Source organism: Streptomyces sp. NPDC057137 (assembly GCF_042670825.1).
GTDB lineage: Bacteria > Actinomycetota > Actinomycetes > Streptomycetales > Streptomycetaceae > Streptomyces.
Genome location: NZ_JBHUUW010000003.1, coordinates 118,078 through 141,275 on the forward strand (window position 1 = coordinate 118,078; position 23,198 = coordinate 141,275).

Sequence of the window (23,198 nt, forward strand, 5' to 3'; positions counted from 1 at the left end):
CGGCAGCGACGTCGCCGGTGGCGCGGGTCCCGGAGGTGGCGAGATGGGGAGAGCGGAACTGCCCCCTCAGTCGGACATGCCGAAGATCATGCGTACGTGGCGGGCCCGCCGGAACCTCGACGACATTCCCGGCATGAGCGCCCTGCCCCGGCACCGGCACCGGCGCGGGCAGCTCACGCAGGCCATCATGGCCGACCTGCTCGGAGTGGACGAGAGGCACTACCGGCGCCTCGAACACGGCGAGGGGCGGATCAGCAGGGACCTGGTCAAGGACTGTGCCCGGATTCTGGGCCTGAATCCGGCCGAGGCGTCCGCCCTGTACGTCTGGTCCGGTCACCAGCCCCCGCAGGCGGTCGTCCCGGAACACCCGGACGTCCCGGACGACCTGCTCGGGATGCTGCACCGTATCGGCCACGGCGCCTACTGGAGCGACGACACCTACACCGTTCTCGCCTACAACCGCCGCGCGGCCTGGCACTGGCCCTGGATGCAGCGGTCCGGCGCCAACATCATGGAGGAGCTGCTCGCCCCCGCCTCCCAGGGACGGGAGCAGTGCCGGCAGTGGGAGACCCACTGGGCGCCCTACATGGTCGCCGAGCTGCGCCGCAGCGCCGTCGTGGACCTGGACCACGACCGTATCCAGCGGGTGGTGCGCCGGGTGCGGCGGTCGGCCGAGGTACGCAGGCTCTGGGACGGGGACGAGCGGGCGGAGATGAGCCTGCATCCCTACGCGACGGTGCGGCCGATGGTGCTGCCGCTCACCGGTTCGGTCCATGTGTCGGTCCAGGCGCTGGCGCCGCTGGCTCACCCCGGGCTGCGGATGATCGTCGGTATCCCCGTCGATTTCACGGAGCCGGATCTGCCGCTGGGTCCGCCGCCCCCGCCACGGCCCGCAGACGCAGAGCGGTAGTGGTGAAGCCGGGCCCGAAGGCGACCGCGATCCCGTCGCCCTTCGGGAGTCCCGGTTCCAGCGTGCGCGCGAGGACGTCCAGGAGGGCGACGCCACCGAGGTTCCCGTGGGCGAGGGACGCCAAGGAGTGCGTACCGTCGGTGTCCGGGTCGAGCCCGAGCCCCGCCACGGTGCCGGTGATGATCCCCGGCCCGCCGGGATGTACGGCGGCCCACTCGACCGGTTGCCCGTCCAGCCACGCGTCCAGATGCGGTACGACCCGTCCCGCCGCCCGTCTCGCCTCGGGCCCCGAGTCGAAGAGGAGCCCGTCCTGGTCGATCACGCCCCAGTAGGCGTCCTGGCTGTCCGGAAGCACGAACTCCCAGGTGCCGGCCACCTCCAGCAGACCGCCGTACGTGCGCCGGTCCGCGTCCGCGTCGGCGTCGCTCACCACCACGGCACCGCCCGCGTCCCCGAAGAGACCGCCGTACAGAACGGACTGAAGGGTGAGGTTACGAGGGTGGTAGAGCGTGCTGAGAGCCTCGGCCGCCACGACCAGCACCCGCGACCCCGGCCGGGCCCGTACGAAGCGGGCCGCCTGGACCAGGGCGTGCGCGCCCCCGGCACACGCCACCGTCGTCAGCCCCACCCGCGACACGTCCGGCCGCAGCCCCAGCAGCCGTATCAGGTCGACGTCCAGTCCGGGCACCGTCCAGGACGTCGTGTGCGTCGTCACCAGACAGTCCACCTCCCCGGCGTCGAGCCCCGCCGCGCGCAGGGACTCCCGCGCGGCGTCCACCGCCAGCAGACGTGCCCCCTCGTACGCCGCCCGCGACCGCTCACCGACGCCCACGCGGGCCCCGGTCTCGGCCAGCGGCGCGACCCATGGCCGCGTCCGGACCCCCGTGTGTCCGAGCATGCGCAGCCACAGGTTGAGCTTGGGGTGGTTGGGGTGGCGCGTCCGGAGATCATCGGCGATTTCTTCGGTGCTCACCCAGTACGGCGCGGTACGCACCACAGGACGGCTGACGACGATGGTCACTGGGACCTCCCGAGGACTGCTCGGCTTCCACAGTAAGCGAGGGCGACGGAAAAGGATCGCGCGCCGTTTCGGCCGACTCGCCGCCGCGGGGGAGTGGTCCTAGGACCTGTCTTCAAAGTCCCGCCTGGCCCGCGACGCCTGGACGGCACCTCTCCCCCGTAGGCCCCGAGGGGGCCACGGGGGTGCCCCCTGCGTTGTCGGAGTCATGCGAGTACGCCCAGTACGAGCATGATCCTCCGCCTTGCGATGCACCGCACCAGCCGCCGCGGGCCCCGCCCTGCGGGCGGACGGCGCTACTTTGAAGACAGGCCCTAGCGTGGCTCGGGTGGGGGACGACTGCTGTGCGGATCTCCAGAAGGAGTAGCGAGATGGCTGACAGGCCCGCGATCGTCCTGGTGCACGGTTTCTGGGGCGGAGCCGCCCACTGGGGACACGTCATCACCGAGCTGGACCGCCGCGGTCACGGCTCGCTGTACGCGGTGGAGCTGCCGCTGACCTCGCTCGCCGACGACGCCGAGCGCACCAGCAGGATGGTCCGCCAGATCCCGGGGCCCGTCCTGCTGGTCGGCCACTCCTACGGCGGCGCGGTCATCACCGAGGCGGGCGATCTGCCGAACGTCACCGGCCTCGTCTACGTCGCCGCGTTCGCCCCGGACGCCGGTGAGAGCCCCGGCGGGATCACCCAGGAACTGCCGCCCGCCGCCGCCGACAACCTCGTCCCGGACTCCGACGGGTATCTGTGGATCAAGCAGGACAAGTACCACGAGAGCTTCTGCCAGGACCTGCCCGCCGACGAGGCCCTGATCATGGCCGTCACCCAGCGGGCCCCACTCGCCTCCGCCTTCGGCGACAGCGTCACCACCCCGGCGTGGCGGTCCAAGCCGTCCTGGTACCAGATCTCCACCGAGGACCGCATGATCCACCCGGACAACGAACGCCGCATGGCCGGGCGGATGGAGCCGCGTAAGATCATCGAACTCCCCGCCGGCCACGCGTCGTTGGCCTCCCGGCCGGGTGAGATCGTCGACCTGGTGGAGCTGGCTCTCGCCGGCTGAGCCCACACGTGACGGCTCGCCGTCCTCCATCGGTCAGGTGGTCATCAGGCGCCGCAGGTCCGTCACGTACGTGCGGATGAGGGCGGGGGACAGGCGCGGCACATCCCGGTCCGGGCCGAGGCCGGCCTTCTGGACGGCCTTTCGGAAGCGGGCCGACGGGACGTCCGAACCGGGCACGGCCTCTGCCGGTTCCTGGAGTCCTTGCAGCAAGGGAAGGACGGAGTACCGGCGCTGTGCCTCGGGCAGGTTGCGCAGGGCGGCTTCGACGCGGACGAGCCAGTCACCGTAGCCCGCGATCCGCTCGATGGCGTGGCCGTCCTCGATGAGCCACTCCACGAACGTGTCGAGCGAGATGCCGTCGTCGTGCGGGTTCACCAGGCTGAAGGTCCGGTACCCGGAGGTGCTCCGTCCCAGCGTGACGACCGCTGCCGTGGTGAAGTCGACGGGCAGGCCGTCGTAGTGGGCCCGCGGCCCCTCGCCGCTGTCCGTCCGGTAGAAGGACTTCGGGGCCACGCCCGTCGCGAGGACACTGAACAGCAGTCGGCTGAACATGTCGTGCACGTTCAGCTGCCCGGTGTACCGGCTGTGCGCGAGGATCATGTTGGAGCGGAACACCGTCACCGGCAGGCCGCACAGGTCGTGCGCCTCCCGCAGCAGCACCTCCCCTGCCCACTTGCTCGTCGTGTACCCGCCGGCGTACCCGTCGTCGACAGGCTGGACCGGCAGCGCGGCGCGCACGTCGGCGTCCTCGTCGAGAGGCTGTCCCTTCCGCGATCTGGACACGGCCACGCTGGAGATGTACGTGAACGGCTTGAGCCGTCCGGTCAGGGACAGCCGGATCAGCTCCGCCGTTCCGAGGACGTTGGCGTCGAACAGATGGCGGTAGGGCAGCACGTGGTTCACCAGGGCGCCCGCGTGGACGATCAGGTCCACCTCGCCGGTCAGCCGTTCCCACGTCGCCTCGTCCAGGCCCAGCCGTGGCTCGGCGATGTCTCCAGCCAGCACTTCCAGGTGCTCCGCGGCCAACTCCCGATAAGCGCGCGCCAGTTCGGGGTCGTCGCTGCCGAAGGCGTCGGCCAGTCGCTGTCCGGCCGCGTCCGGGTCCTTGCCGCGGACCACGACGATCAGCCTGCCGCCGGCCGGGGCCAGCCGCTGGAGCCACTCAAGGGTGAGGAAGCGCCCCAGGTATCCGCTCGCGCCGGTCAGCAGAACGCGGCGCGGTTCCCCGGCGGGGCGCGGGAGGTGGCGGGCGCCGTCGAGAGTCGCCGCGTCGATGAACCGGCCCAGGGCGAGGTCCTTGGCGTGCGTCCCGGTGGCGTCCTCGCCGTGCACCGACACGAACGTGGGTCGCGTCGCGGTGGCCGTACGCTTCGACTCGACGTAGGCGGCCAGCTGCCGCAGGTCGTGCGCGGGGCTGATGATGACGTCGACCGGTACCCGGACACCGAAGGTGTCGTGCAACAGGTTCGACAGTGACACCGCGGACAGCGAGTCGCCGCCGAGGTCCCGGAAGTGCGCGGAGGGACTCACCTCGGCCGTCGAGCCCACCAGCAGCGCCCGCGCGGCCAGTTGGACCGTTTCCAGCACCGGCCGGTCGCCGCCCGTGCGGCGCAGGTCGAGCAACTCCTGGGTCTCGTGGGCCGATATCTCGGTGTACAGCTGCTCCAGTCGCTCGCCGTAACGCTCCACGAGCTTGGGCCACAACAACTTTCCCTGGTCCGACAGCAGGCCGTTGGCCTGGCTGAACGGCTCGGCCTCCAGCAGCAGACCCCTGGGGATCTCGTACGAGTTCAGGCCGGTGTCATTCGCGATCCGCCGGAGCGATTCGCTCAGCACGTGTTCGAGACGTTCCCGGTCGTCCCCGTACCGCCGCAGGGCGTCCGGGGTGGGCACGACGACAGCGAGCAGGTAGGAGCGCTCGCTGTTGCCGTAGAGGAAGATCTGCCGCACCGACGGGCAGGCGGCGAAGACCGATTCCAGCCTGGCGACCGACACGAACTCGCCCTGGGACAGCTTCAGGACACTCGTGCGGCGGTCCACGACGGCGATATGGCGTGGACCCAGCTCCGCGACGATGTCGCCGGTCCGGTAGTAGCCGTCCTCGTCGAAGAGGTCCGCCGTCAGCTCGGGCCGCTTGTAGTAGCCGGGGATGCCGTCGGCCTTCAGCAGGAGTTCGCCGCGCGGGTGGGGGGTGTCGGTGCGGAAGTAGCCCAGCTCGGGCACGTCGACCAGCTTGTACTCGATCACCGGCGGGCTCTGCAGCTTGCCGTCGGCGGCGATGCCCATGACCTCCGTGGAGCCGTACCCGTTGTGCAGGGGGACGCCGAGAAGGGCCTCGGTGAACTCGGTCAGCGCGGCGGACAGCGGTGCGGAGCCGGTGCCGGCCACGCCGACGCGCCCTCCGAGGACGTCCTCGCGGAGCTGCTTGAGCACCTCGGTCGAGGCCCGCTCCGGGTCGGTGCCCGCGGAGGTCCGCCGGTCCAGCTCGCTCCGGTAGAGCTGGTGGAGCATCTCGCACAGGCGCGGCACGAGGAACAGCTCGGTGGGCCGTACGAGAGCCATGTCCTCGAAGAATGTCGACAGGTCGCTGGTGGCGGTGAAGCAGCTGGTGCCGCCGCGGGCCAGGACGTTCGTCAGCAGGAAGTGGCCGGCGGCATGGCTCAGCGGCATGTAGTTGATGGCGACCATGTCCGTGCCGGCGCGCTTCGACCGGTCCTCCCACATCACCCTGGCGAGCCGCTCGGTGTATATCGCGCCCTTCGGCGTTCCCGTACTCCCCGAGGTGTAGACGAGCATCGAGAGGGGATCCTCGTCGTCGCCCGGGATGTACGGCGGAGCCTCGGGCAGGCCGGCGCCGCGGTCGAGAACGTCCGACAGGGCGACGACCTCCACGTCCCGGCCGGCCAGGTCCTCGCGGGCGGCGGCGAATCGCTCCGCCTGGTCCTCGGCGCGCGGATGGTAGTCGAACACGACCAGCCGCCGGACCGAGGGCGTGCGCAGGGACAGCTCGCTCGCGGCGTCCAGCCGCTCGATGCTCGCGGCGACCAGAACCGGCTCGGTCTCCGCCATGATGGACGTCAGATTCTCGGTCGGTGAACTGATCTGCAACGGCACGTTGACGGCGCCCAGATAGCCGCACGCCAGGTCCAGCGTCGCGTAGTCCCGGCTCGTGAAGCCGAGGAGGGCCACCCGGTCGCCCGCGACGAGAGGGCGCCGCGGGTGGTGGTGCCACTCGCTCGCCACCGCGCGGATACGGCTCCACAACTGGCTGTAGGAGGTCATCTCGTAGCGCGGCAGCAGACGCGCCGAAACGCGCCCGGTCCGGGCGTCCCGCACGAACTCCCTCGCACGCTCACCGACGGCGGGCCGGTCCTGATAGCGCTCAAAGGCATGTGCCATTACTTGCGCGAGTCGCACAGTGGTCTCCGCGTCGCATAGTTGGCGGACTTGTCCGGAGAGGAACATCACCCCACGCGGGGGTTCGTGTAAAGCGTCCCCTCGGACCAGATGTAACGAGTCCCGCCCCAACGGGCCGCCGACTCGACGTCGGGAAAGAAACCCCGTCCCTCAAGGTTCGCGCTCGTGTTGCACAGCACGGGTACTCCGCTGATCTCCGCGTAGGCGGTGAGGATACGAGCGGTGTCGGTGTCCTGGGTCGACGCGATGGTCTGGAGCCGAGCGGTGCCGTCCAGGTGAACGACCGCCGGGACGCGTTCGGCCCAACCGGGCCGCATACGGTGCTCGAAGATCATGTAGGGGTCGGGCATGCCGGGGGCGAAGACCTCCGGCGCGCGGTCCTCCAGGCAGATGGGCGCGACGGGCCGGTACGGCGCCCGGTTCTTGATGTCGTTGAGCCGGTCCTTCATCCGGGTGTCGGTCGCGGGCGCCAGGATGCTCCGGTTGCCCAGAGCGCGCGGGCCCAGCTCCGCCCGGCCGGACAGGACGACCACCGGTTCGCCCTCGGTGTGCAGGAGGGCGGCCAACTGCCTCTCGTCGCAGGGCCCTGCCCGCCACCCGTCGGGAAGTGTGCCGGTGGTGATCCGCGGTCCGCTGTAGACATCCCACTCCAGCGCCGCCCGGCCGCGCCGGAACATCTCGCAGGCCGCTGTTCCGATCGCCGCCCCCGCGTCGTTGGGGAAGGGCGGGACAAAGACCTCCTGAAAGACCTCGCTGGCCCGAATCGCGCTGTTCCACTTGATGTTGAGCGCGCAGCCGCCGCCGAGCACCAGGTTGTGGCCGCCGTCCGGGAAGCGGCTCCGTACCGCTGTGGTGAGCCGCGCGAGCAGATGGTGGCCGATGTAGGCCTGATAGGTGGCGATGAGGTCCGCGTTGGACAGGCCCGGCATCAGCTCGTCCCTGTTCGCGGCGACCTTGTCGCCCAGCACGCCCACCTTGTCGACGGGAATGTCGCGGAACTCGGCCATGAGGTCGTCGAAGACGGCGAAGGCACCGGTCTCGACCCGGCCTTTGGCCGCGTACGCCATGGCCTTCCCCGCGACGGAGAGGTGTTGGCGGATGTACGTGTCCGACGTGACGTCGTCGGTGTTCAGCAGGTACGGCTCGAACCGCGAGCAGAAAGCCGCGAAGCTGCCTCCGAGGACGGGCAACAGGGCCTCGACGAAGGTCACTTCACGGGTCGCGGCCCGCACCTGGTAGAGGCGCGGCGTGATGAGTCCGTCCCAGACCAGGACGAACGCGTCTTCGCCCCTGGCGGCGAACGGGCTTGAGCAGTATGTGCCGATGAGATGGTTGGCGACGTGGGTGTAGCTTGCGTAGTCGTCGAAACCATGGCCGCCGAAGGTGTGGCGTTGCAACGGCCCGTCGTCGCCGGGGCTCTCCAGATACGGTGCGACCCGCAACTGTACCGGCAGGCCGCCGGCGTTCACCGTGACGGCGGGCTCGCCCGCGGCGTCTTTCGTGTACCAGCCGTCGACCACGAACTGGTCGATGTCGGCGGCAGACAGACCCTCCGCGGCGAGGATCTCGGTCACGCGTTCCACGTCTCCGAGGGCGCTGTAGCGTTCGCCGTTGTTCAGCTTCTCGATCTCGTAGCTGAAGAGAAGGCGACCGTCTTCGATGACGGCGACCCCGCCGTCGTGCGATGCCTTGATCCCGCATATGAGCATGTGGTCAGCCACACCTTTCTGGCCGCACAGCGGCCTGGAAACCGGAAGTCGGGGAATGTCGTTCAGGCGCCACTAAGGGCGATTCAGCCGTACCGGCAGTGAGTGCAGCCCGCGAATGATCGTGCTGGTGCGCCACCGCAGTTCCTCGGGGTCGACGGCGAGCCTCATGGCGGGGAACGCGTCGAGCAGGGCGCCGAACGCCACCCGCAACTCCACCCTGGCGAGCGGCGCCCCGAGGCAGTGGTGGATGCCATGTCCGAAGGCCAGATGGCCGCCGTCGGTGGGCCTGCGGACGTCCAGCGCATGCGGATCGTCGAAGCGCAGAGGATCACGATTGGCGGAGGCGATCGCCAGCAGCACGAAGTCGCCGGCCGCGATCTCCACGTCACCGATGGTCAGGGACTCCGTCGCACACCGGAAGGAGGCGTGCTTCAGCGGGCTCTCCAGCCTCAGGAACTCCTCGACCGCGCCGGGGAGGAGGGAACGGTCCTCGCGCAGTGCCTCCCACTGGTCCAGGTTCCGCATCAGATGGAGCGTGCCGTTGCCCAGGGCGTTGAGGGTGGTCTCGAAACCGGCGATGAACAGCAGGTACGCCGTCGAGACCAGCTCGATCCCGGTCAGCGTGTTGTCGACGTCGTGTGCCGAGACCAGGCGGGCCAGCACGTCGTCGGTGGGCACGCGGCGTTTGCGCTCGATGAGTTCGCCGAGGTACTCGACCACCTCGGTCGTGGCGGCGGCGCCCGCTTCGGGGGAGTCGCCGGAGACGAGCGCCTTGGACCAGGACTTGAAGTTCTCCTGCTCCTCGACCGGTACACCCAGCAGCAGACAGATCACCCGGATCGGCAGCGGAAACGCGAAGGTGTCCAGGAAGTCCACCGTGTCGTCGTCCGCGAGGGCGTAGATCAGCCCGCCGGTGATCCGCTCGATCTCCGGCCGGAGCACTTCTACGGCGCGGCTGGTGAAGGCCTTGCTCACGAGCCTGCGCATCCGGGTGTGGTCCGGCGGGTCGGAGTTCATCATGTGGCTGGAGATGGCCGGTGAGAAACCGGCACGTCTGTTGCTGTCCGGCTCGTTCTGCGCGAACAGCCTGTCCATCCTGTGCAGATCGGTGCTCAACCGGGGATCCGCCAGTGCGGAGCGCACCGCCTCGTATCCGGTGATGAGCCAGACCGGCAGTCCGCCGATCACGGGGACTCCGGGAGGCATCCTCACCCGGTGCGCCGAGCCTTCGGCGCTGAGCTTCGCGTACACCGAGTAGGGGTCCTGCACGAACGCGTCGTCGAGTTCCAGAGGGGCGGAATCCTGATCCATGGGGCGCATCCTCGAAGATGTTGTCGGTTTCACGCGCCGGACGACGCGGGGGAACTGCTGTGACTCGCGCCCCGGGCCGCGGCGTTCACCGCCGCGTCCGGCGCCACGACGCCGGATGCTCCTGGGTTGAACATCTCGGCGACCAGGAAGGCCAGATCAAGCGCCTGACCTCCGTTGAGGCGTGGGTCGCACGCCGACTCGTATCTGCGGTGCAGGTCGTCGAAACCCAGTTCGGCGCCGCCGCCGACGCACTCGGTCACGTCCTCGCCGGTCAACTCCACGTGCAGTCCGCCGGCGTGGGTGCCGAGCGCCTCGTGCACCTCGAAGAAGCCGGCGACCTCGGCGAGGATGTCGTCGAACCGCCTGGTCTTCTGCCCGCCGGGCGCCTCGAAGGTGTTGCCGTGCATCGGATCGCACACCCACACCACCGGCGCGCCGGCGGCCGTGACCTTCTCCACGAGCTCCGGCAGCAGGTACCGCACGCGGTGCGCCCCCAGCCGTACGATGAACGTCAGCCGGCCCGGCCGCCGTTCGGGGTCGAGGCGGTCGATCAGGGCCAGCGCCTGCTCGGGCGTGGCGGCAGGGCCCAGCTTCACCGCGATCGGGTTGTCGATGGTCGCGAAGTAGGCGACGTGGGCGCCGTCGAGCTGTCTGGTGCGGTCGCCGATCCACAGCAGGTGGCCGCTGCCCGCGTACCCTCGGCCGGAACGCGGGTTGTGGCGGGTCAGCGCGGCCTCGTAGTCGAGCAGCAGTCCCTCGTGGCCGGCGAACAACTCCGTGGTGCGCGACGGATCGTTGCCGCACGCGTCTTCGCGGGACAGCGCCTGGCAGATTTGGCCGGCGAGTTCGCCGTAGCGTTCACCCGCAGGCGAGCGTGAGACGAAGTCCTCATTCTCCTTCTGCAGTTGGCGCGGGTCGGCGCCGCCACGGGCGTATGCGCGCATGACGTCCAGGGTGTGGCGCGAAGCGTCGTACATCCGAAGTAGCCGGGCCGGGTCCGGCCGTCGTTCGGCCTGGCTGAAGCCCATGCCGTTCACCGCGTCGCCCCGGTAGACCGGGAGCGTGCGCCCGTCGACGGTCTCGGTCGGCCGGGACCGGGGCTTCGCGTACTGCCCGGCCATCCGGCCCACCGTGACCACCGGCACCGCCGACGCGTAGTTGAGGATCAGGGCCATCCGCTGCAGGAGGCGCAGTTTGCCGTGAATCGCCTGTGTCGAGAGACGGTCGAAACGTTCGGCGCAGTCGCCACCCTGCAGCAGGAACGCCTTGCCCTCCGCCGCCCGGGCGAGTCGTGCGGTGAGCGTGTCGCACTCCTGCGGCATGACCAACGGGAGCAGGGCCGCCAGGTGATCCGTCACGTCGCCGAGCGCGGCCGGGCTGGGCCACTGAGGCCGCTGGTGGGCGACGAGTGTCCGCCAGTGCGCGGCGGCTTCGCCGGTGAGGGTCAACATGATCTCCGTCCGCTTCTCATGGCTGGGCGGCGCGGGGCCGTCAGCGCCGGACCGTCTCGACGAGGTCGTGGCTGATGCCCAGGTCGTCGAGCAGCAGCTGCAACGGTCCGGTGTCCCGCGCGGGTACGGGACGGGACGCGGCCCACTCGCGCAGCTGACCGGTGTCGATCTCGAAGCCGCCCTGGGCCGCCACCGTCACCCAGGGGTCCAGGTCCGCGGAGCGGAACGCGGTCAGCCCGGTGACGAGTGCTTCGCGGAACGTACGCCGCTGTGCGCCGTCCAGGTTCCGGTAGAGCGAGCCGCACAACTCGCGGAACACCACCGCGTGTCCGCTCTCGTCCCGCCGGTGCAGATCGGTGGTGATCCGGTTCATCGGCTGGATCTCCCGGGCGGTGGCGAGTGCGGAGAGGAACCCGCTGATCGTCGTCTCGGCGGCCAGGGAGAACGCGATGTCGACGATGTCGCGGTCGAACCCGGACAGCCCGGCGCGGACCGCGTTCAGTCCCTGGACGACCGACCAGCCGCCCGGCGCGAACCGCGCGTCCGCCAGGTCGCGCCGCCTGCGGGTGACACCGACGGCGTTGTGGCACATCAGGATGTGGTAGTGCTCGTCGATGATCGTCTGGTGCAGCGCGTCGACGGCGACGTCGTCGCGGCGGACGGGGATCCGTTCCTGGAGCATCAACCGGCAGGCCGGCAGGATGATCTCGTCCTCGATGGCCGCGGTCTTGGCGTTGTAGGCGATCCATGCCGCGGACAGGATGCGCTCGCGAGCGTCCCGGTCGAGCCGGTCGGCACCCGGCAGGCCCAGCACCGGGACGAGGTGTTTGGGGAAGTCCGGCAGGCCTGCGTCGAAGTGACCGTCGAGGTCGAGCTCGTCCTTCTTGACGGCCACTCGCTTCCCCCAGCGGAGCGTCAACTGCACCAGCAAGTCACGCTCGTACTCGGGCACTTCACGAGCCGCGGTCATCGGGAAACCTCCTTCATGGGTGCACCACAGGAATCAGGGAGGCGCCGGCCGGAACGGCGAGCGCGGCCAGGCGCGACTGCCAGCGCCCGGCCACCGCGGCGTCCGTGTCCCGGAACCGGCCCAGCCCCTCGGTGACCGGACGGATGCCGTGCAGGGCGTTCAGCGTCCAGACGGGCACACCCGCGAGATCCGGCGCGGTGGCCTCCTCGGTGACGACCTGGTGCCCTGCCGTACGGGCGAGTTCGCCGAGCAGGGCGCGGGTGATCCCGGGGAGCAGGCCGGGGCCGGGTGGTGGCCCGCACAGCGCCTCGCCCCGCCACCAGACGATGCTCGTGGACGCCCCTTCGACCACGTGCCCTTCCGTCGAGACCAGCAGCGCCTCGTCGGCTCCCGCCGTGACGGCGGCGGCGCGCAGGGAAGCCAGCCGGTCCAGGTCGGCGCCCTTGACGGCCGGCAGCCGACGACGGTCGGCTCCCGCCGCGCTCCACAGCCGGACGGTCGCGGTGCGCGGTGGCGCGGGGCGCAGCCACATCCGCAGCCGCGTTCCCGGCCCGGTCTCCACGAGTTCGACGCGCGGAAACCACCGGCCTCGCGCGGGCAACGACTCGGCGACCGCCCGCAGGAACCGGTTCGTCCGTACCGCTCCCGGTTCGGAGAACCGGTCGCACGCCGAACCGAAGCGTTCGGCGTGCCGGTCGAGTCCCCGCACCCGCCCCTCGTCCACGAGCCAGGAGTCGATGACCAGCACCGTCCCGGCGGCGTCGGCCGTCGACCATCCACCGTCGGCGTCCCACCACCGGCGGACGCCCTCGGTGGCCGCAGTGCTCGTCGGTGTGCTCCTCGGTGTGTTCATCGTGGGGAGCCGCCCACGTCCGACACCGCCGGCGCCCGCCAGGCGCGGAGCGACGCCGCCGCCTTGAGCAGCATCTCCTCGTACTCCTCCTGCGGGTCGGAGTCGAGCACGATCGCCCCGCCGGCTCCGATGGTCAGCCGGTCACCGACGCGGACCGCGGTGCGGATCACGATGTTCAGGTCCGTGCCGCCGGAGAGGCCGAAGTAGCCGAGGGCGCCGGAGTAGACACCCCGGGCCTCCGTCTCCAAGCGGTCGATGATCTCCATGGTGCGCAGCTTCGGCGCCCCGGTCATCGACCCGCCCGGGAAGCACTGCCGGGCGCAGTCCATCGCGCTGACCCCGTCATTGAGCCGTCCATGAACGGTGGAGACCAGTTGGTGCACGGTCTCGTAGCTCTCGACGGCCAGGTACGGGTCGACCTCGATGCTGCCCACCTCGCACACCCGGCCCAGGTCGTTGCGCAACAGGTCGACGATCATCAGGTTCTCGGCCTGGGTCTTGGCGCTCGAGGCGAGGGTGGCGGCCAGTTCGGTGTCGCGCACCGGGTCGGCGTCGCGAGGGGCTGTGCCCTTGATCGGCTTGCTGGTGACCGTGCGGTCTCTCTCGACGCGCAGGAACCGCTCCGGCGAGGAGCAGAAGACCGTGACGTCGCCGAGGCGCAGGAGCGCGGCGTACGGTGCCGGGTTCGCCCGGCGCAGCCTCAGGTAGAAGGACGTGTCGTCGTCGTGGAACGGCATGTGCAACTTGTTGGTCAGGCAGATCTCGTAGCTCTCGCCCAGGTTCAGCTGCCGTCGGCACTCCGTGATGTCCGCCAGGTACTGACTGCGGCCGCGGCCGAGGTACTCCTCGGCATTCGGGGGCGGGCCGGCGGCGGGTTCGCGCGGCGGTTCGGCGTCGGCCGGGTTCAGGCCCCTCAGGAGCGCGGACGTCCGTTCCACCCACTCCTGCGCGTCGCGCCGGGTCTTCCCGTCGTGGACGGCCACCAGGTAGGTCAGTCCCTCCTGGTGGTCGACCGCGATGACGCGATCGGCGAACATCCAGCTGGCGTCGGGCGTTTCGGCGGTGTGGCGGGCCGTGGCCCCGCATTCGGCCTTGAGTTCGTAGCCGAAGTAGCCGACGTAGCCGCCGGTCAGGTCGAAGGGCAGGTCCGAGTCGGGGATGCGCCGTTCGCGCAGCCGCTGTTCCAGGACGTCGAACACGCTGCCGGTGACGAGGTGGACGCCGTTCGCGTCGCGTACTTCCACTGTCCCGCTGCCGGTGCGGTAGGTCAGGACTTCGCTGAGCGGGCCTGACGTGTCGCCGAGGAAGGAGAACCGGGACAGGCCTTCCTCCACCCGGCTGCTGTCCAGCCAGAAGCAGTACGGGATGTTGTCGAAGAGCTTGAGGAAGATGGCCTCGGAATCGGCGGCGGTCGACACGACCGTGCTGATGATTCCCAGTCCCTCGACCGCGCCGGGCCTGTCCTCGGACCGTGCGGTCTCGGTGCCGGTCTCGGTGCCGGCGGCGGTGCCGGTGACGGACGGCCGTTGTCCGTGCCGCGTCCGGCGGGTCAGTTCGGCGAAGTTCCGCAGGATCTCGCGCCCGTAGTGGGAGGCGATCGACTCGGGGTGGAACTGCACGCCCCACTGCGGCAGTTCGCGGTGCCGCAGCGCCATGAGCACACCGTCGTCCGCCCACGCGGTGGCGACGAGCTGCTCGGGCAGGGGCTCCCGTACGCACAGCGAGTGGTAGCGAACCGCGACGAACTCACGCGGGATTCCGGCGAACAGCGGATCTCCCTCGTGGGAGATCTTGGCGAGGTGCCCGTGTCTCGGTTCGGGCGCGGCGGCCACCGGCGCCCCGGCCAGGTGCGCGATCATCTGATGGCCGAGGCAGACGCCCAGCACGGGCAGCGTGGTGCGGCGCAGCAGGTCGCCGAGGAGGCCGACGTCGCGGGGGTTCTGCGGCCGACCGGGGCCCGGTGAGACCACGATGTTGTCGAAATCCTCCAGTCGCAGGCCGGACAGCATCGGATCGTCGTTGACCATGACGACCGGCTCCTGGCCGTTGATGTCGGCGATCAACTGGTACAGGTTGAAGGTGTACGAGTCGTAGTTGTCCAGCAGCAAGGTACGCATCATGGACCGTCCAGGATTTTCGAGAGCGCCTGGACGTCGCCCGGTTCCAAGGTGATTCCGAAGATCTCCTGGGGAGCGGAGAGCAATTCGTCCGCATCGAGTTCCCGGAAGGTCGCGGGCTCCGCGGGACGTATCTCCGTGAGAGTGCTGCCGGCGAGGACGTGCCGCACCTCGGGCTGTGTGCGCTGAAGGACCATCCGGTGGTTGAACGGCGAGCGCGGATGCGTGAGGCAGAAGTGGTTGAGAAGCTCGAAGTCCGACGGATAGCGCATGTCCGTGGTGAAGCCGTACAGCTCCACCGGTCCCTCCGGCCGCAGGAACCGCAGCACGTGTTCACCGGTCGGCTCTCGTACGAGGTCGAACGACCAGTCGCCGTCCAGCCGCGCGTGCTCCGCGAGCCGGATCGGCTCGTGCGGCCCGTAGCCGCCGAAACTCACGTCGTGGAGCCAGCGTTCGCCGTCGAGCTCCACGCACAGGGCCACGTGCAGGGCCGGCCCGAACCTGCTCCCGGTGCGGATCCGCGTCCTGCCGGCGAACGCCGTGAACGTGAACCCGATGCGGTCCAGCACGGCCGCCATCAGTACGACCTGTTCCAGGCACCAGCCGCCGCGGCCCTGCCGCACGATCTTCTCCTGGACGCTGTCCAGGTCCAGCGGCACCGCCGTGCGCCCGAGCAGCGCGTCGAGGTTGTCGAAGGCGATGGCGTCGACGTGGGCGACGTGCAGGCCCCGCAGTGTGGAGAGGTCCGGAGCGACGTCGCCCTGGTAGCCCACGCGGGTCAGGTAGGCGTCCACGTCGACGCCACTGCCCTGCCACATCGAATCCGTCACAGGTGGCTCATCCCTCATGTGAACTTCCCGGCGACCACGGCCGCGAGAGTGATCCAACCGAAGTAGGGGTTGGCGACAAAGGTGTCCCAGCACGATTGGGGATCGTCCAGGTCCACACGTACGACCAGAAAGGAGAGAAAGACTCCCGCGAGCACGACGACCAGGTAGAACGCCCACCCCATCGACATCTGGGAACCGGCCCACAGCACGCCGCCGACGCTGAGCACGACGAACATCGCCAGCCAGGCCTTGGTGGCCTTGCCGAACAGCAGAGCGGAAGACTTGACGCCGATGTTCCGGTCGTACTCCTTGTCCTGATGGGAGTAGATCGCGTCGTGAATCAGGGTCCAGAAGGCCCCGCCGGCGTACAGGCCGTACACCGCGAGTGGATAGTCGACGCTCCCGGTCACCGCCGTCCAGCCGATGAGCACGTAGACGCTCATGACCAACGCCAGGAACGCCGAGGGCCAGAAGAAGACGCGCTTCATGTAGGGGTACGCGACGATCAACGGGTACGACGCCCCGGCGACCAGGGCCGTCTCCACGTTCGCCACCGCCAGGACCAGCAGTGCGACCACGGCCTGTGCCGCGGCGAACAGGAGTGCGTTCCCGACGCTGATCGTCCCCGACACGACGGGGCGCGACACGGTGCGGGCGACCCGGGCGTCGACGTCCCTGTCGACCACGTCGTTGACCGCGCAGGCAGCGCCGCGCACCAGCACCGCAGCGACAGCGACAACCACCACCGTCAGCGGGTCCGGTCGCTGCCCGGAGGCGAGGACGACGGCCCACAGCCCCGGAAGCAGGTAGAGCACGTACCCCGTGGGCCTGTCCAGTCGCATCAACAGGAGATAGGCGCGGATTGAATCCGGGCTCTTCGTGACTACGCCGGTAGATATCTTGTACAGCATCAGGATCCAATCACCAGGTCACCGGAAGTTGGATCAACCCGCCGATCAGCGTGCTGTGGCGCAGCCTCAACTCATCCGCACCGACAGCCAGACGCATGGTCGGGAATCGTGCGACGAGCTGGCTGAGTACCACCTGCAGCTGCATCCGGGCCAGCGTCGCGCCGACGCAGTAGTGGGCACCGTGCCCGAACATGAGGCTGCCCGTGGTGTCGCGAGTGACATCGACCCGGCCGGGGTCGGCGAAGGCCGTCTCGTCGTGGTTGGCCGCGATGATGTTCAGCAGCACGAAGTCGCCGGTCCGGACGGTGACCCCGTCGATATCGAAGTCCGTCAGCGCAAAGCGGGGCATGCCGCCGTTGTGCGGGTTCGGCATCGACATCCGCAGGGTCTCCTCGACCGCGCCGGGGATGAGACTCGGGTCGCGCAGCAACGCCTGCCACTGCTCGGAGTTGGCCAACAACAGCGACACACAGGTGCCGATCCGGGCCACCGTGGTCTCATAACCACCGAACAGCAACAACGCCGTCAGCCCGATGACCTCGTTGTCGTTGATCCCCTCGGTCGCGCAGATCCTGGAGATCACGTCGGCGCCCGGATTTTCCCGTTTGTCAGCGATGAGTTGCCTGCAGTAGCCGAACAACTCGCCCAGCCCCTGCTTGGATCTGACCGGGTCCCCGACATTGGCGGCGTCCTGGGTCCAGCCGCCGAACCGGTCCTTGTCCTCCTGGGGCACGCCCAGCCACTCGCACATCACCTGAATCGGCAGCGACAACGCCAACGCCTGGCGCAGGTCCACCGGTGGCTTCTGCCCGGCCAGTCCGTCCAGGAGCTGCCCGGTCAGTTTTTCGACGTAGGGCCGCAGCGCCAGCATCCGCTCGGGTGAGAAGTGCGGCTCCAGCAGCGCACGCAACCGGGCGTGGTCGGTGGCGAAGCCGCCCAGCAGGCCGGCGAGAAGCGCCGACCCGCTGTCCTTCGCCGCGGCCCCCGGATCGGGATGGGAGCGGCCGAGCCGGTCGTCGTCGAGCAACCGCCTCACCCAGGCATGACCGGTGACCAGCCACGCCTCGTCGCCCTCGGCGGTACGAACCCGGTGGACCGCGCCCTGGGATTGGAGAGTGCGCAGCCCTGGCGCGAGTTGCAGCACATTCGTCTGCTCGAAAGGCAGTTGAGCTGGGGTACTCACTGACGGCCTCCGCCGGAATCGAGGTTCAGACCGTCTTGTCGAAGACGATCACGACGTACTGGAGCTCGTCGCCCCGGTGTCCGTCGTACGGGTCATGCCGTGCGATTGACGATGCGGTCGAACAAGGCGGTCAGTTCGGCGGACGCGGCCGGCGACAACTCGGCTTGTCCGAGGTGCTCCAGAGCCGAGTCGAGATGGCCGCGGGACAACTGCTCGGCCGTGTGACGGCCGCCGGCCTCCTCGGTGAGGTCGGCCATCTCCCGCAGGTGCGCCGCCGTGGTGCCGTCGGCGTGCCACAGCAGGCGCAGCCGCTCGCCGGCCGGGCTGTCGGCGGACATCGCCGCCAGCACCGGGAAGGACGGGTTGCGCCGCTGGATGTCGCCCCGGACGGGCTTGCCGGTCACCGCGGGGTCGCCCCAGATGTCCTCGACGTCGTTGAAGATCTGAAAAGCGAGGCCCAGATGCCTGCCAGCACCGCGCAGGGCGGCCAGGACATGCTCCGGTCTGCCCGCCCGCAGTGCGGGCGTCACCAGCGCGCACTCCAGCAGGGCGGACGTCTTCTCCACCACGATCCGGTCGTACTCCGCGATGCCGGAGCCCGGACCCAGCCGTACGGTGAGTTCGCGAGACTGGCCCGCGAGAACCAGCCGGAGGGCTTCGGCGAACACGCTGGAGATCTCCGCACGGCCGGGGCCGGGGTCGTCGACGACCATCTGCAGCCCAAGAGCCTGTAACGCGTCCCCGGCCAGGATGGCCAGACCGGCGCCGAACACCTTCCACGCGGCCGGCCGGCCGCGACGCAGCTCGTCCGCGTCGATGATGTCGTCGTGGATCAGGGTCGAGTTGTGCAGCAACTCCAGTGCTGCCGCCTGGCACCGCACGTCCTCCGGCCGCAGGCCGACTCCCTCGGCCGCCGCCGTCATGAGGCCGGCGCGGGTCAGCTTGCCGCCCTCCGCACCGCTGGGGTCACCGTGTTCATCGACGAAGCCGAGGTGGTAGGAGCAGATCCGGGCCAGGGCCGGCTCCAGTGCGGAAGCCCGCTGCCGCATGACGGGCCATACCGTGGACTGCGCCGTCCTCGGCGACAGAAAGGCTTGGAGCCCGGTCGACGAGGTGTCGAGTGCGCTCATCGAGATTCTCCTCCGCTCGCACGCCTTCCCAATTTCTGGTCAGAATCCATGCGCATGGGGTTCGCGAATTGCACCACTGATAATCACTGCACCGGAATTTACTTGACCGTTCCGACCGCCATCCTGAACGACCTCATCCTGGCGTGTCAACGACGCGGCGTGAGCACCTTCGACTTTAGGAAAAACCCCAAAGAAGGCGGTGCAGGGCCTGGATTGGACCGGTCTGCGGAATGATGGGAATGGTTCACCGAAGGTTTGAGAGGCGGAATGACTGTGGCAGTTGATTCCGGGCAATTGCATGAAGACAGGTCGTTCGACCCGTACGGCGCACATCGCGACGACCCGTATTCATTTCTGGCCGGCACCGGAGAGACGGAGCCGGTGTTCTACGCCCCCCTGCTCGACGCGTGGTGCGTCACCCGGCGCGAGGACATGGTCGCCGTGCTGCGGGACGACCTGAGTTTCTCGGCGCGCGACCACAACCCCCGTCCCGCGGTCGCGTTGCCCGAGGACGTGAGCCGGATGTTCCGCACCTGGCGCGGCGCCGACACTCTGGGCGTCGGCTCACTCGACCCTCCCGAGCACTCCAGGGTCAGGGAAGTGCTCAACGTCGGGTTCACGCCGGCCAGGGTCAGAGCGTTCGAACCCACGATCCGTGCGATCGCCACCGACCTCGCCGAACGGACCGCGGTCGAGGCGGAGTTCGACTTCATCTCGGCGTTCGCCGTTCCGTACGCCCTTGAGGTGATCTGCCGGCGCCTCGGGGTCCCGGACGAGTACCTCGACCGCTGCCGCACATGGTCCGAGCAACGCATCGAACTCATGATGCTGCAGCGCGACGCCGATCCCGACCGGTTGCGTGAATGCGCCCGCGGGCTGATGGACTTCGGAGCGTTCGCCCGTTCACTCGTGCAGGAGCGGCTCGCCTCACCACAGGACGACCTGATCAGTGAGCTGCTCCACGACGGCAAGGCGGGCCACACGCTCACCGCCGACGATGTTTCCGGCCAGGTCCCCACACTGATCTTCGCGGGACACATGACCTGTGCCGAGGCGCTCGGCACGCTCCTCTTCCAGCAGCTTCGGTCACCCGGCGGCTGGGCCGAGGTCGTCGACGGGACGATCTCCACACGGGACCTCGTCGAGGAGGGGCTGCGGTTCGACAGTCCGCTGGCGGGCATGTACCGGACCGCGATCCGTGACGTGGTGGTCGGCGACGTCCCCCTGGCCGCGGGGAGCCGGCTGCTGCTGCTGTACGGGGCGGCCGGCCGGGACAGCCGCTCTCACGCGTGTCCGGCCGCGTTCAGCCCGGGCAGTCGGTCTGCCACGCATCTCGCGTTCGGGCACGGCATCCACTTCTGCCTCGGAGCCGGGTTCGCCCGCGCGGAACTGGAGATCGCGGTACAGGCCATCGCCACCAGGATGCCGGGTCTGACTCTGGCACCGGGGGCGCCGCCCCGTCACCGGCCGGTGTTTCCTCTCCGGGCGTTGACCGAGTTGCGGGTGCGGCAGCGGGGACGGACATCCGGGCGGTCGTCGGGAGAGCTGGACGACACGCTGACCTCCGCGGAACGCACTTGACTCACTTGACGCACTTGTAACGGCCCGCCAGTTCAACTGGCGGGCCGTTACGGTGTGTCGGTCGGGGATCGCGCGCCGGCAGGACGGCGTCGGCGGTCAGGCGCGGACCGCGGTCAGGAAGACGTAGCCGCTCTCCGGGGTGACCGCGGACAGACGCATGAAGTCGATGAGCGAGGCGGCCTGTTCCTCGCCGACCAGATCGACCAGCTTGTCGCGGACGGTCTCCACGGCGTCGGCCATGACCGAGAGGGTGCGGTCGACGTTGTCGCTGATGTCACGGATCTCCACATCGACGAAACCGTTGGCGGCCAACGCCGTCCGGTATTCGTCCACGGTGCCCAACGAGCGCACCGCGTAGTTCTCGCAGATGTGGTCCAGGACCACGCGTCCCTCAGGGCTGACCGGGCCGCGCTCGATGACATCGGCGATGGCGAGTCGGCCGCCGGGGCGCAGGACGCGGGCGGTCTCGGAGAGCACCTGGCCGCGGTCGGGCATGTGCCACATCGACTCGAACGCCCAGGCCGCGTCGAACGAGCCGTCCGGGAAGGGCATGTCCATCGCGTCCGTGAACTGGAACGTCGCCCGGTCGGCGAGCCCGGCCGAGGCCGCGAGTTCCCTGGCCCGCGCCACCTGGACGTGGCTGACGGAGATGCCCAACACGTCGACGTCACAGGCGCGGACGAGCCGCAGCGCGGGATGGCCGATGCCGCAGCCGACGTCCAGCACCCGCTGGCCGGCCTGCGCGGCGAGACCTGAGATCATCAGGTCGGTCAGACGGTCGGTGGCTTCCTCGATGGAGCTGTTGTCGGCCTCGTTCTCCCAGTATCCGTAGTGTTTGTTGGGGCCCCACGCGGAACCGTAGATCTGACCGATCCCGTCATACATGTGGGCGACGTCGCTGGGAGCGGGAAACTGCTCGACCGTCATGAGGAACTCCGTATCGTGTGAAGGTGGCGGGAAGTCGGCGGGAAGTCGGCGGGCGGAAACCCGCTGCGCTCGGCTGGGCAGTCCCAGCCGAGCGCCTGCGTGATCTACTGGCAACCACTGACAACCACGTGGGCCATCAGGTGTTGCGAGGACCCCGGGAATCCGTCAACAGGTTCTTTGCTCACTTCAGTTCGAAGCGCAAGAAACCCAGCCGCAAGCCCCCCGCTTGCCATTCGGTGCCAAGCGCCTGGTTCGCCATCAGAGATATCCTCAGCTGCCTGCGGTCAACTGCTGAAAGGCTGTTGTCACTCTCCAGCAGCGCCTTCGTCCAGGCGGCACTCTCCTCCCAGAACGGCGAGGTTTCCGACGTGGCGTCGACGTCGTCGACCAAGGTGAAACCCGCCGCCTGCGCGGCTTCTGCGTAGTCGCGCACCGTAACCGGTTTTGTGTAGAAGTATTCGGCCCACACATCCGCCCCGTGAGGGCGTGTGGTGAACACTTCCTCGATGCACACACTCGCGCCCGGACGAAGCACGCGCGCCAGACGCTCGAACCACTGAGGACGGTTGAAATACCCGCTGCTCTCGATTGCCACCGCTGCGTCGTAGGGGCCGTCCAGGGGGAGATGCATCGCATCACAGACCAGCGTTCGGACCTTCCCGCCCACACCGCATTCCCGCGCGAACCCCTCAACTATCGGCGCGTGTTCCGGCGCGTTGGTGACCGCCGTGACATCGGCGCCGTACTCCTGGGCCCAGAAGAGCGAGCCCCCGCCAAGACCGCAGCCGACATCCAGGATCCTTCCCGACAGCCGGTGTTCGGCGCCCCAGATCTTGGCCGCGTACCGCAGCAGACCCTCTTGATGGAGCCGTATGCTGCGGCGAATGTCATCCGGCGTCGCCTCGCGAACATTCAGTGGCGTTCGGGAGGAAGGGTAGTGACCTACATGATAGTGAATCCTGGGTCCAGGCCCGTATTTGCGAACAAGCCTGGCTGTTTTGTCGTCGTAGTACTGGCCAACTATTCTTACCTCGTCCTGAGGCTCCAGCGCTGTTTGAGGTGAACCTGAAAGCTCATCCAGATTTGACACGGTCACTCCTCCAGAGCTGGGATGCCGACGACATTGGCGAATGGCCTGCTTCGGTCGTTACGCTGCGCTCGTCATGATCTGGAATCTTGAGTCGCCCGGAAATTGGGTGGCAGCTATTGGATTCCATCCTGGAGGGCGGCCTTGGTCGTGTCAACGACGCGGCGTGAGCATCTTCGACTTTAGGAAAAACCCCAAAGAAGGCGGTGTAAGGCCTGGATTGGACCGGCCTGCGGAATGATAGCTGCTGCGTGGTGCCAAGGCCGTGCGGTATTCGAGACCCCGCAGGACCGGTTGCTGTGGGACACCGGGCCCCAGCCCTCCGTGCAGAGGATCCTCACGGCCGAACTATCGAGGGTTAATCCGCGGTTTCCCGTGCAATACGTGGGGGCCACGAATCTGTTCGCAGAATCTGGAGGACGAACGCCCTCGAAACCAACGAGACACGATTCGGCGCCTGCAGTTTGTCGGACATGACGCGGACGTGATAGTCGATGGTCTTGGAGCTGAGGTGCAACTCTCTCGAAAGTCGCCCGCTGGAGAAGCCGGCCGCAACACCCTCCAGGATCTCGACCTGTACCGAGCTGAGAGCCGGCTGGGAAACTTCGCAGCCGTTCTGATCATTATCCATGGCACCCACCCATTCCGTACAGCCGGCTTACCGGTCGATTTCCGTCCATCTCGGAATTCCCTTCAAATTCTGCGGAACTCTTGGCCTTCTCATCAGTTCCCGCG

18 protein-coding genes are annotated in these 23,198 nt (G+C 68.8%); 3 read left to right on the forward strand and 15 right to left on the reverse strand.

Annotated elements, in window-relative coordinates:
• The first annotated feature begins 43 nt into the window (after positions 1-43).
• Positions 44-910: a helix-turn-helix domain-containing protein gene (locus ACFT9I_RS04470; RefSeq protein WP_382560552.1), complete on the forward strand. Its 867-nt coding sequence runs from the start codon at positions 44-46 to the stop codon at positions 908-910.
• On the opposite strand, the gene ACFT9I_RS04475 is transcribed toward ACFT9I_RS04470, so the two are convergent.
• Positions 846-1,931, reverse strand: coding sequence for a PhlD (locus tag ACFT9I_RS04475; protein WP_382560554.1), 1,086 nt, complete (start codon positions 1,929-1,931; stop codon positions 846-848). The two genes, ACFT9I_RS04470 and ACFT9I_RS04475, sit on opposite strands and share 65 nt — an antisense overlap.
• A gap of 368 nt (positions 1,932-2,299) precedes the next feature.
• On the opposite strand from ACFT9I_RS04475, the gene ACFT9I_RS04480 reads away from it, so the two are divergent.
• Entirely contained in the window at positions 2,300-2,986 is a 687-nt protein-coding gene (locus ACFT9I_RS04480; protein ID WP_382560556.1) for an alpha/beta hydrolase, read from the forward strand.
• A gap of 33 nt (positions 2,987-3,019) precedes the next feature.
• On the opposite strand, the gene car is transcribed toward ACFT9I_RS04480, so the two are convergent.
• The 11 genes from car to ACFT9I_RS04535 all read right to left on the reverse strand — a co-directional run bounded on the left by car (position 3,020) and on the right by ACFT9I_RS04535 (position 18,868).
• Positions 3,020-6,451, reverse strand: a complete 3,432-nt coding sequence (car, locus tag ACFT9I_RS04485; protein ID WP_382560559.1) for a carboxylic acid reductase — start codon at positions 6,449-6,451, stop codon at positions 3,020-3,022.
• Entirely contained in the window at positions 6,451-8,112 is a 1,662-nt protein-coding gene (locus tag ACFT9I_RS04490) for a carbamoyltransferase N-terminal domain-containing protein (RefSeq protein WP_382560562.1), read from the reverse strand. The genes car and ACFT9I_RS04490 overlap by 1 nt, the downstream gene beginning before the upstream one ends.
• A 72-nt stretch (positions 8,113-8,184) precedes the next feature.
• Positions 8,185-9,423: a cytochrome P450 gene (locus ACFT9I_RS04495; RefSeq protein ID WP_382560565.1), complete on the reverse strand. Its 1,239-nt coding sequence runs from the start codon at positions 9,421-9,423 to the stop codon at positions 8,185-8,187.
• Between the two features lie 29 nt (positions 9,424-9,452).
• A complete protein-coding gene (locus ACFT9I_RS04500; RefSeq protein ID WP_382560568.1) occupies positions 9,453-10,874 on the reverse strand; it encodes a 3-deoxy-7-phosphoheptulonate synthase class II in 1,422 nt (473 codons plus the stop codon).
• Between the two features lie 40 nt (positions 10,875-10,914).
• On the reverse strand, positions 10,915-11,844 hold the full coding sequence (locus tag ACFT9I_RS04505) for a diiron oxygenase (protein ID WP_382560571.1): 930 nt from the start codon (positions 11,842-11,844) through the stop codon (positions 10,915-10,917).
• A gap of 13 nt (positions 11,845-11,857) precedes the next feature.
• A complete protein-coding gene (locus ACFT9I_RS04510) occupies positions 11,858-12,697 on the reverse strand; it encodes an aminotransferase class IV (protein WP_382560574.1) in 840 nt (279 codons plus the stop codon).
• On the reverse strand, positions 12,694-14,814 hold the full coding sequence (pabB, locus tag ACFT9I_RS04515) for an aminodeoxychorismate synthase component I (RefSeq protein ID WP_382560827.1): 2,121 nt from the start codon (positions 14,812-14,814) through the stop codon (positions 12,694-12,696). The genes ACFT9I_RS04510 and pabB overlap by 4 nt, the downstream gene beginning before the upstream one ends.
• On the reverse strand, positions 14,814-15,644 hold the full coding sequence (locus ACFT9I_RS04520) for an arylamine N-acetyltransferase (RefSeq protein ID WP_382560576.1): 831 nt from the start codon (positions 15,642-15,644) through the stop codon (positions 14,814-14,816). Before ACFT9I_RS04520 ends, pabB begins: the two co-directional genes overlap by 1 nt.
• A 14-nt stretch (positions 15,645-15,658) precedes the next feature.
• A complete protein-coding gene (locus tag ACFT9I_RS04525) occupies positions 15,659-16,486 on the reverse strand; it encodes a UbiA family prenyltransferase (RefSeq protein ID WP_382560579.1) in 828 nt (275 codons plus the stop codon).
• 79 nt (positions 16,487-16,565) lie between these two features.
• Complete coding sequence (locus ACFT9I_RS04530) at positions 16,566-17,699, reverse strand: cytochrome P450 (protein WP_382560582.1); 1,134 nt, start codon at positions 17,697-17,699, stop codon at positions 16,566-16,568.
• Positions 17,700-17,830: 131 nt separating this feature from the next.
• Complete coding sequence (locus ACFT9I_RS04535) at positions 17,831-18,868, reverse strand: polyprenyl synthetase family protein (RefSeq protein WP_382560585.1); 1,038 nt, start codon at positions 18,866-18,868, stop codon at positions 17,831-17,833.
• A gap of 294 nt (positions 18,869-19,162) precedes the next feature.
• Here ACFT9I_RS04535 and ACFT9I_RS04540 point away from each other — a divergent pair, with 294 nt between their 5' ends.
• Positions 19,163-20,449 carry a cytochrome P450 gene (locus tag ACFT9I_RS04540; RefSeq protein ID WP_382560588.1) on the forward strand — a complete coding sequence of 429 codons (1,287 nt, stop codon included), beginning with the start codon at positions 19,163-19,165 and terminating at the stop codon, positions 20,447-20,449.
• A gap of 96 nt (positions 20,450-20,545) precedes the next feature.
• Here the strand turns inward: ACFT9I_RS04540 and ACFT9I_RS04545 are convergent, their stop codons facing one another.
• The 3 genes from ACFT9I_RS04545 to ACFT9I_RS04555 all read right to left on the reverse strand — a co-directional run bounded on the left by ACFT9I_RS04545 (position 20,546) and on the right by ACFT9I_RS04555 (position 23,094).
• The gene (locus tag ACFT9I_RS04545) at positions 20,546-21,376 is read right to left on the reverse strand and encodes a methyltransferase domain-containing protein (RefSeq protein ID WP_382560590.1); all 831 of its coding nucleotides are present in this window, start codon (positions 21,374-21,376) and stop codon (positions 20,546-20,548) included.
• A 181-nt stretch (positions 21,377-21,557) separates the two neighbouring features.
• A complete protein-coding gene (locus ACFT9I_RS04550) occupies positions 21,558-22,466 on the reverse strand; it encodes an SAM-dependent methyltransferase (protein WP_382560593.1) in 909 nt (302 codons plus the stop codon).
• A 355-nt stretch (positions 22,467-22,821) separates the two neighbouring features.
• Positions 22,822-23,094, reverse strand: a complete 273-nt coding sequence (locus tag ACFT9I_RS04555; RefSeq protein ID WP_382560596.1) for a response regulator transcription factor — start codon at positions 23,092-23,094, stop codon at positions 22,822-22,824.
• Between the last annotated feature and the right edge of the window lie 104 nt (positions 23,095-23,198).

Excerpts from the sequence above, each read along its gene's own strand:
- pabB (WP_382560827.1), bottom strand. The coding sequence starts at position 14,814 with ATGCGTACCTTGCTGCTGGACAACTACGACTCGTACACCTTCAACCTG.
- ACFT9I_RS04480 (WP_382560556.1), top strand. The coding sequence starts at position 2,300 with ATGGCTGACAGGCCCGCGATCGTCCTGGTGCACGGTTTCTGGGGCGGA.
- ACFT9I_RS04470 (WP_382560552.1), top strand. The coding sequence starts at position 44 with ATGGGGAGAGCGGAACTGCCCCCTCAGTCGGACATGCCGAAGATCATG.
- ACFT9I_RS04495 (WP_382560565.1), bottom strand. The coding sequence starts at position 9,423 with ATGGATCAGGATTCCGCCCCTCTGGAACTCGACGACGCGTTCGTGCAG.
- ACFT9I_RS04510 (WP_382560574.1), bottom strand. The coding sequence starts at position 12,697 with ATGAACACACCGAGGAGCACACCGACGAGCACTGCGGCCACCGAGGGC.
- ACFT9I_RS04490 (WP_382560562.1), bottom strand. The coding sequence starts at position 8,112 with ATGCTCATATGCGGGATCAAGGCATCGCACGACGGCGGGGTCGCCGTC.
- ACFT9I_RS04545 (WP_382560590.1), bottom strand. The coding sequence starts at position 21,376 with ATGACGGTCGAGCAGTTTCCCGCTCCCAGCGACGTCGCCCACATGTAT.
- ACFT9I_RS04500 (WP_382560568.1), bottom strand. The coding sequence starts at position 10,874 with ATGTTGACCCTCACCGGCGAAGCCGCCGCGCACTGGCGGACACTCGTC.
- car (WP_382560559.1), bottom strand. The coding sequence starts at position 6,451 with ATGTTCCTCTCCGGACAAGTCCGCCAACTATGCGACGCGGAGACCACT.
- ACFT9I_RS04555 (WP_382560596.1), bottom strand. The coding sequence starts at position 23,094 with ATGGATAATGATCAGAACGGCTGCGAAGTTTCCCAGCCGGCTCTCAGC.
- ACFT9I_RS04535 (WP_382560585.1), bottom strand. The coding sequence starts at position 18,868 with ATGAGCGCACTCGACACCTCGTCGACCGGGCTCCAAGCCTTTCTGTCG.
- ACFT9I_RS04525 (WP_382560579.1), bottom strand. The coding sequence starts at position 16,486 with ATGCGACTGGACAGGCCCACGGGGTACGTGCTCTACCTGCTTCCGGGG.
- ACFT9I_RS04505 (WP_382560571.1), bottom strand. The coding sequence starts at position 11,844 with ATGACCGCGGCTCGTGAAGTGCCCGAGTACGAGCGTGACTTGCTGGTG.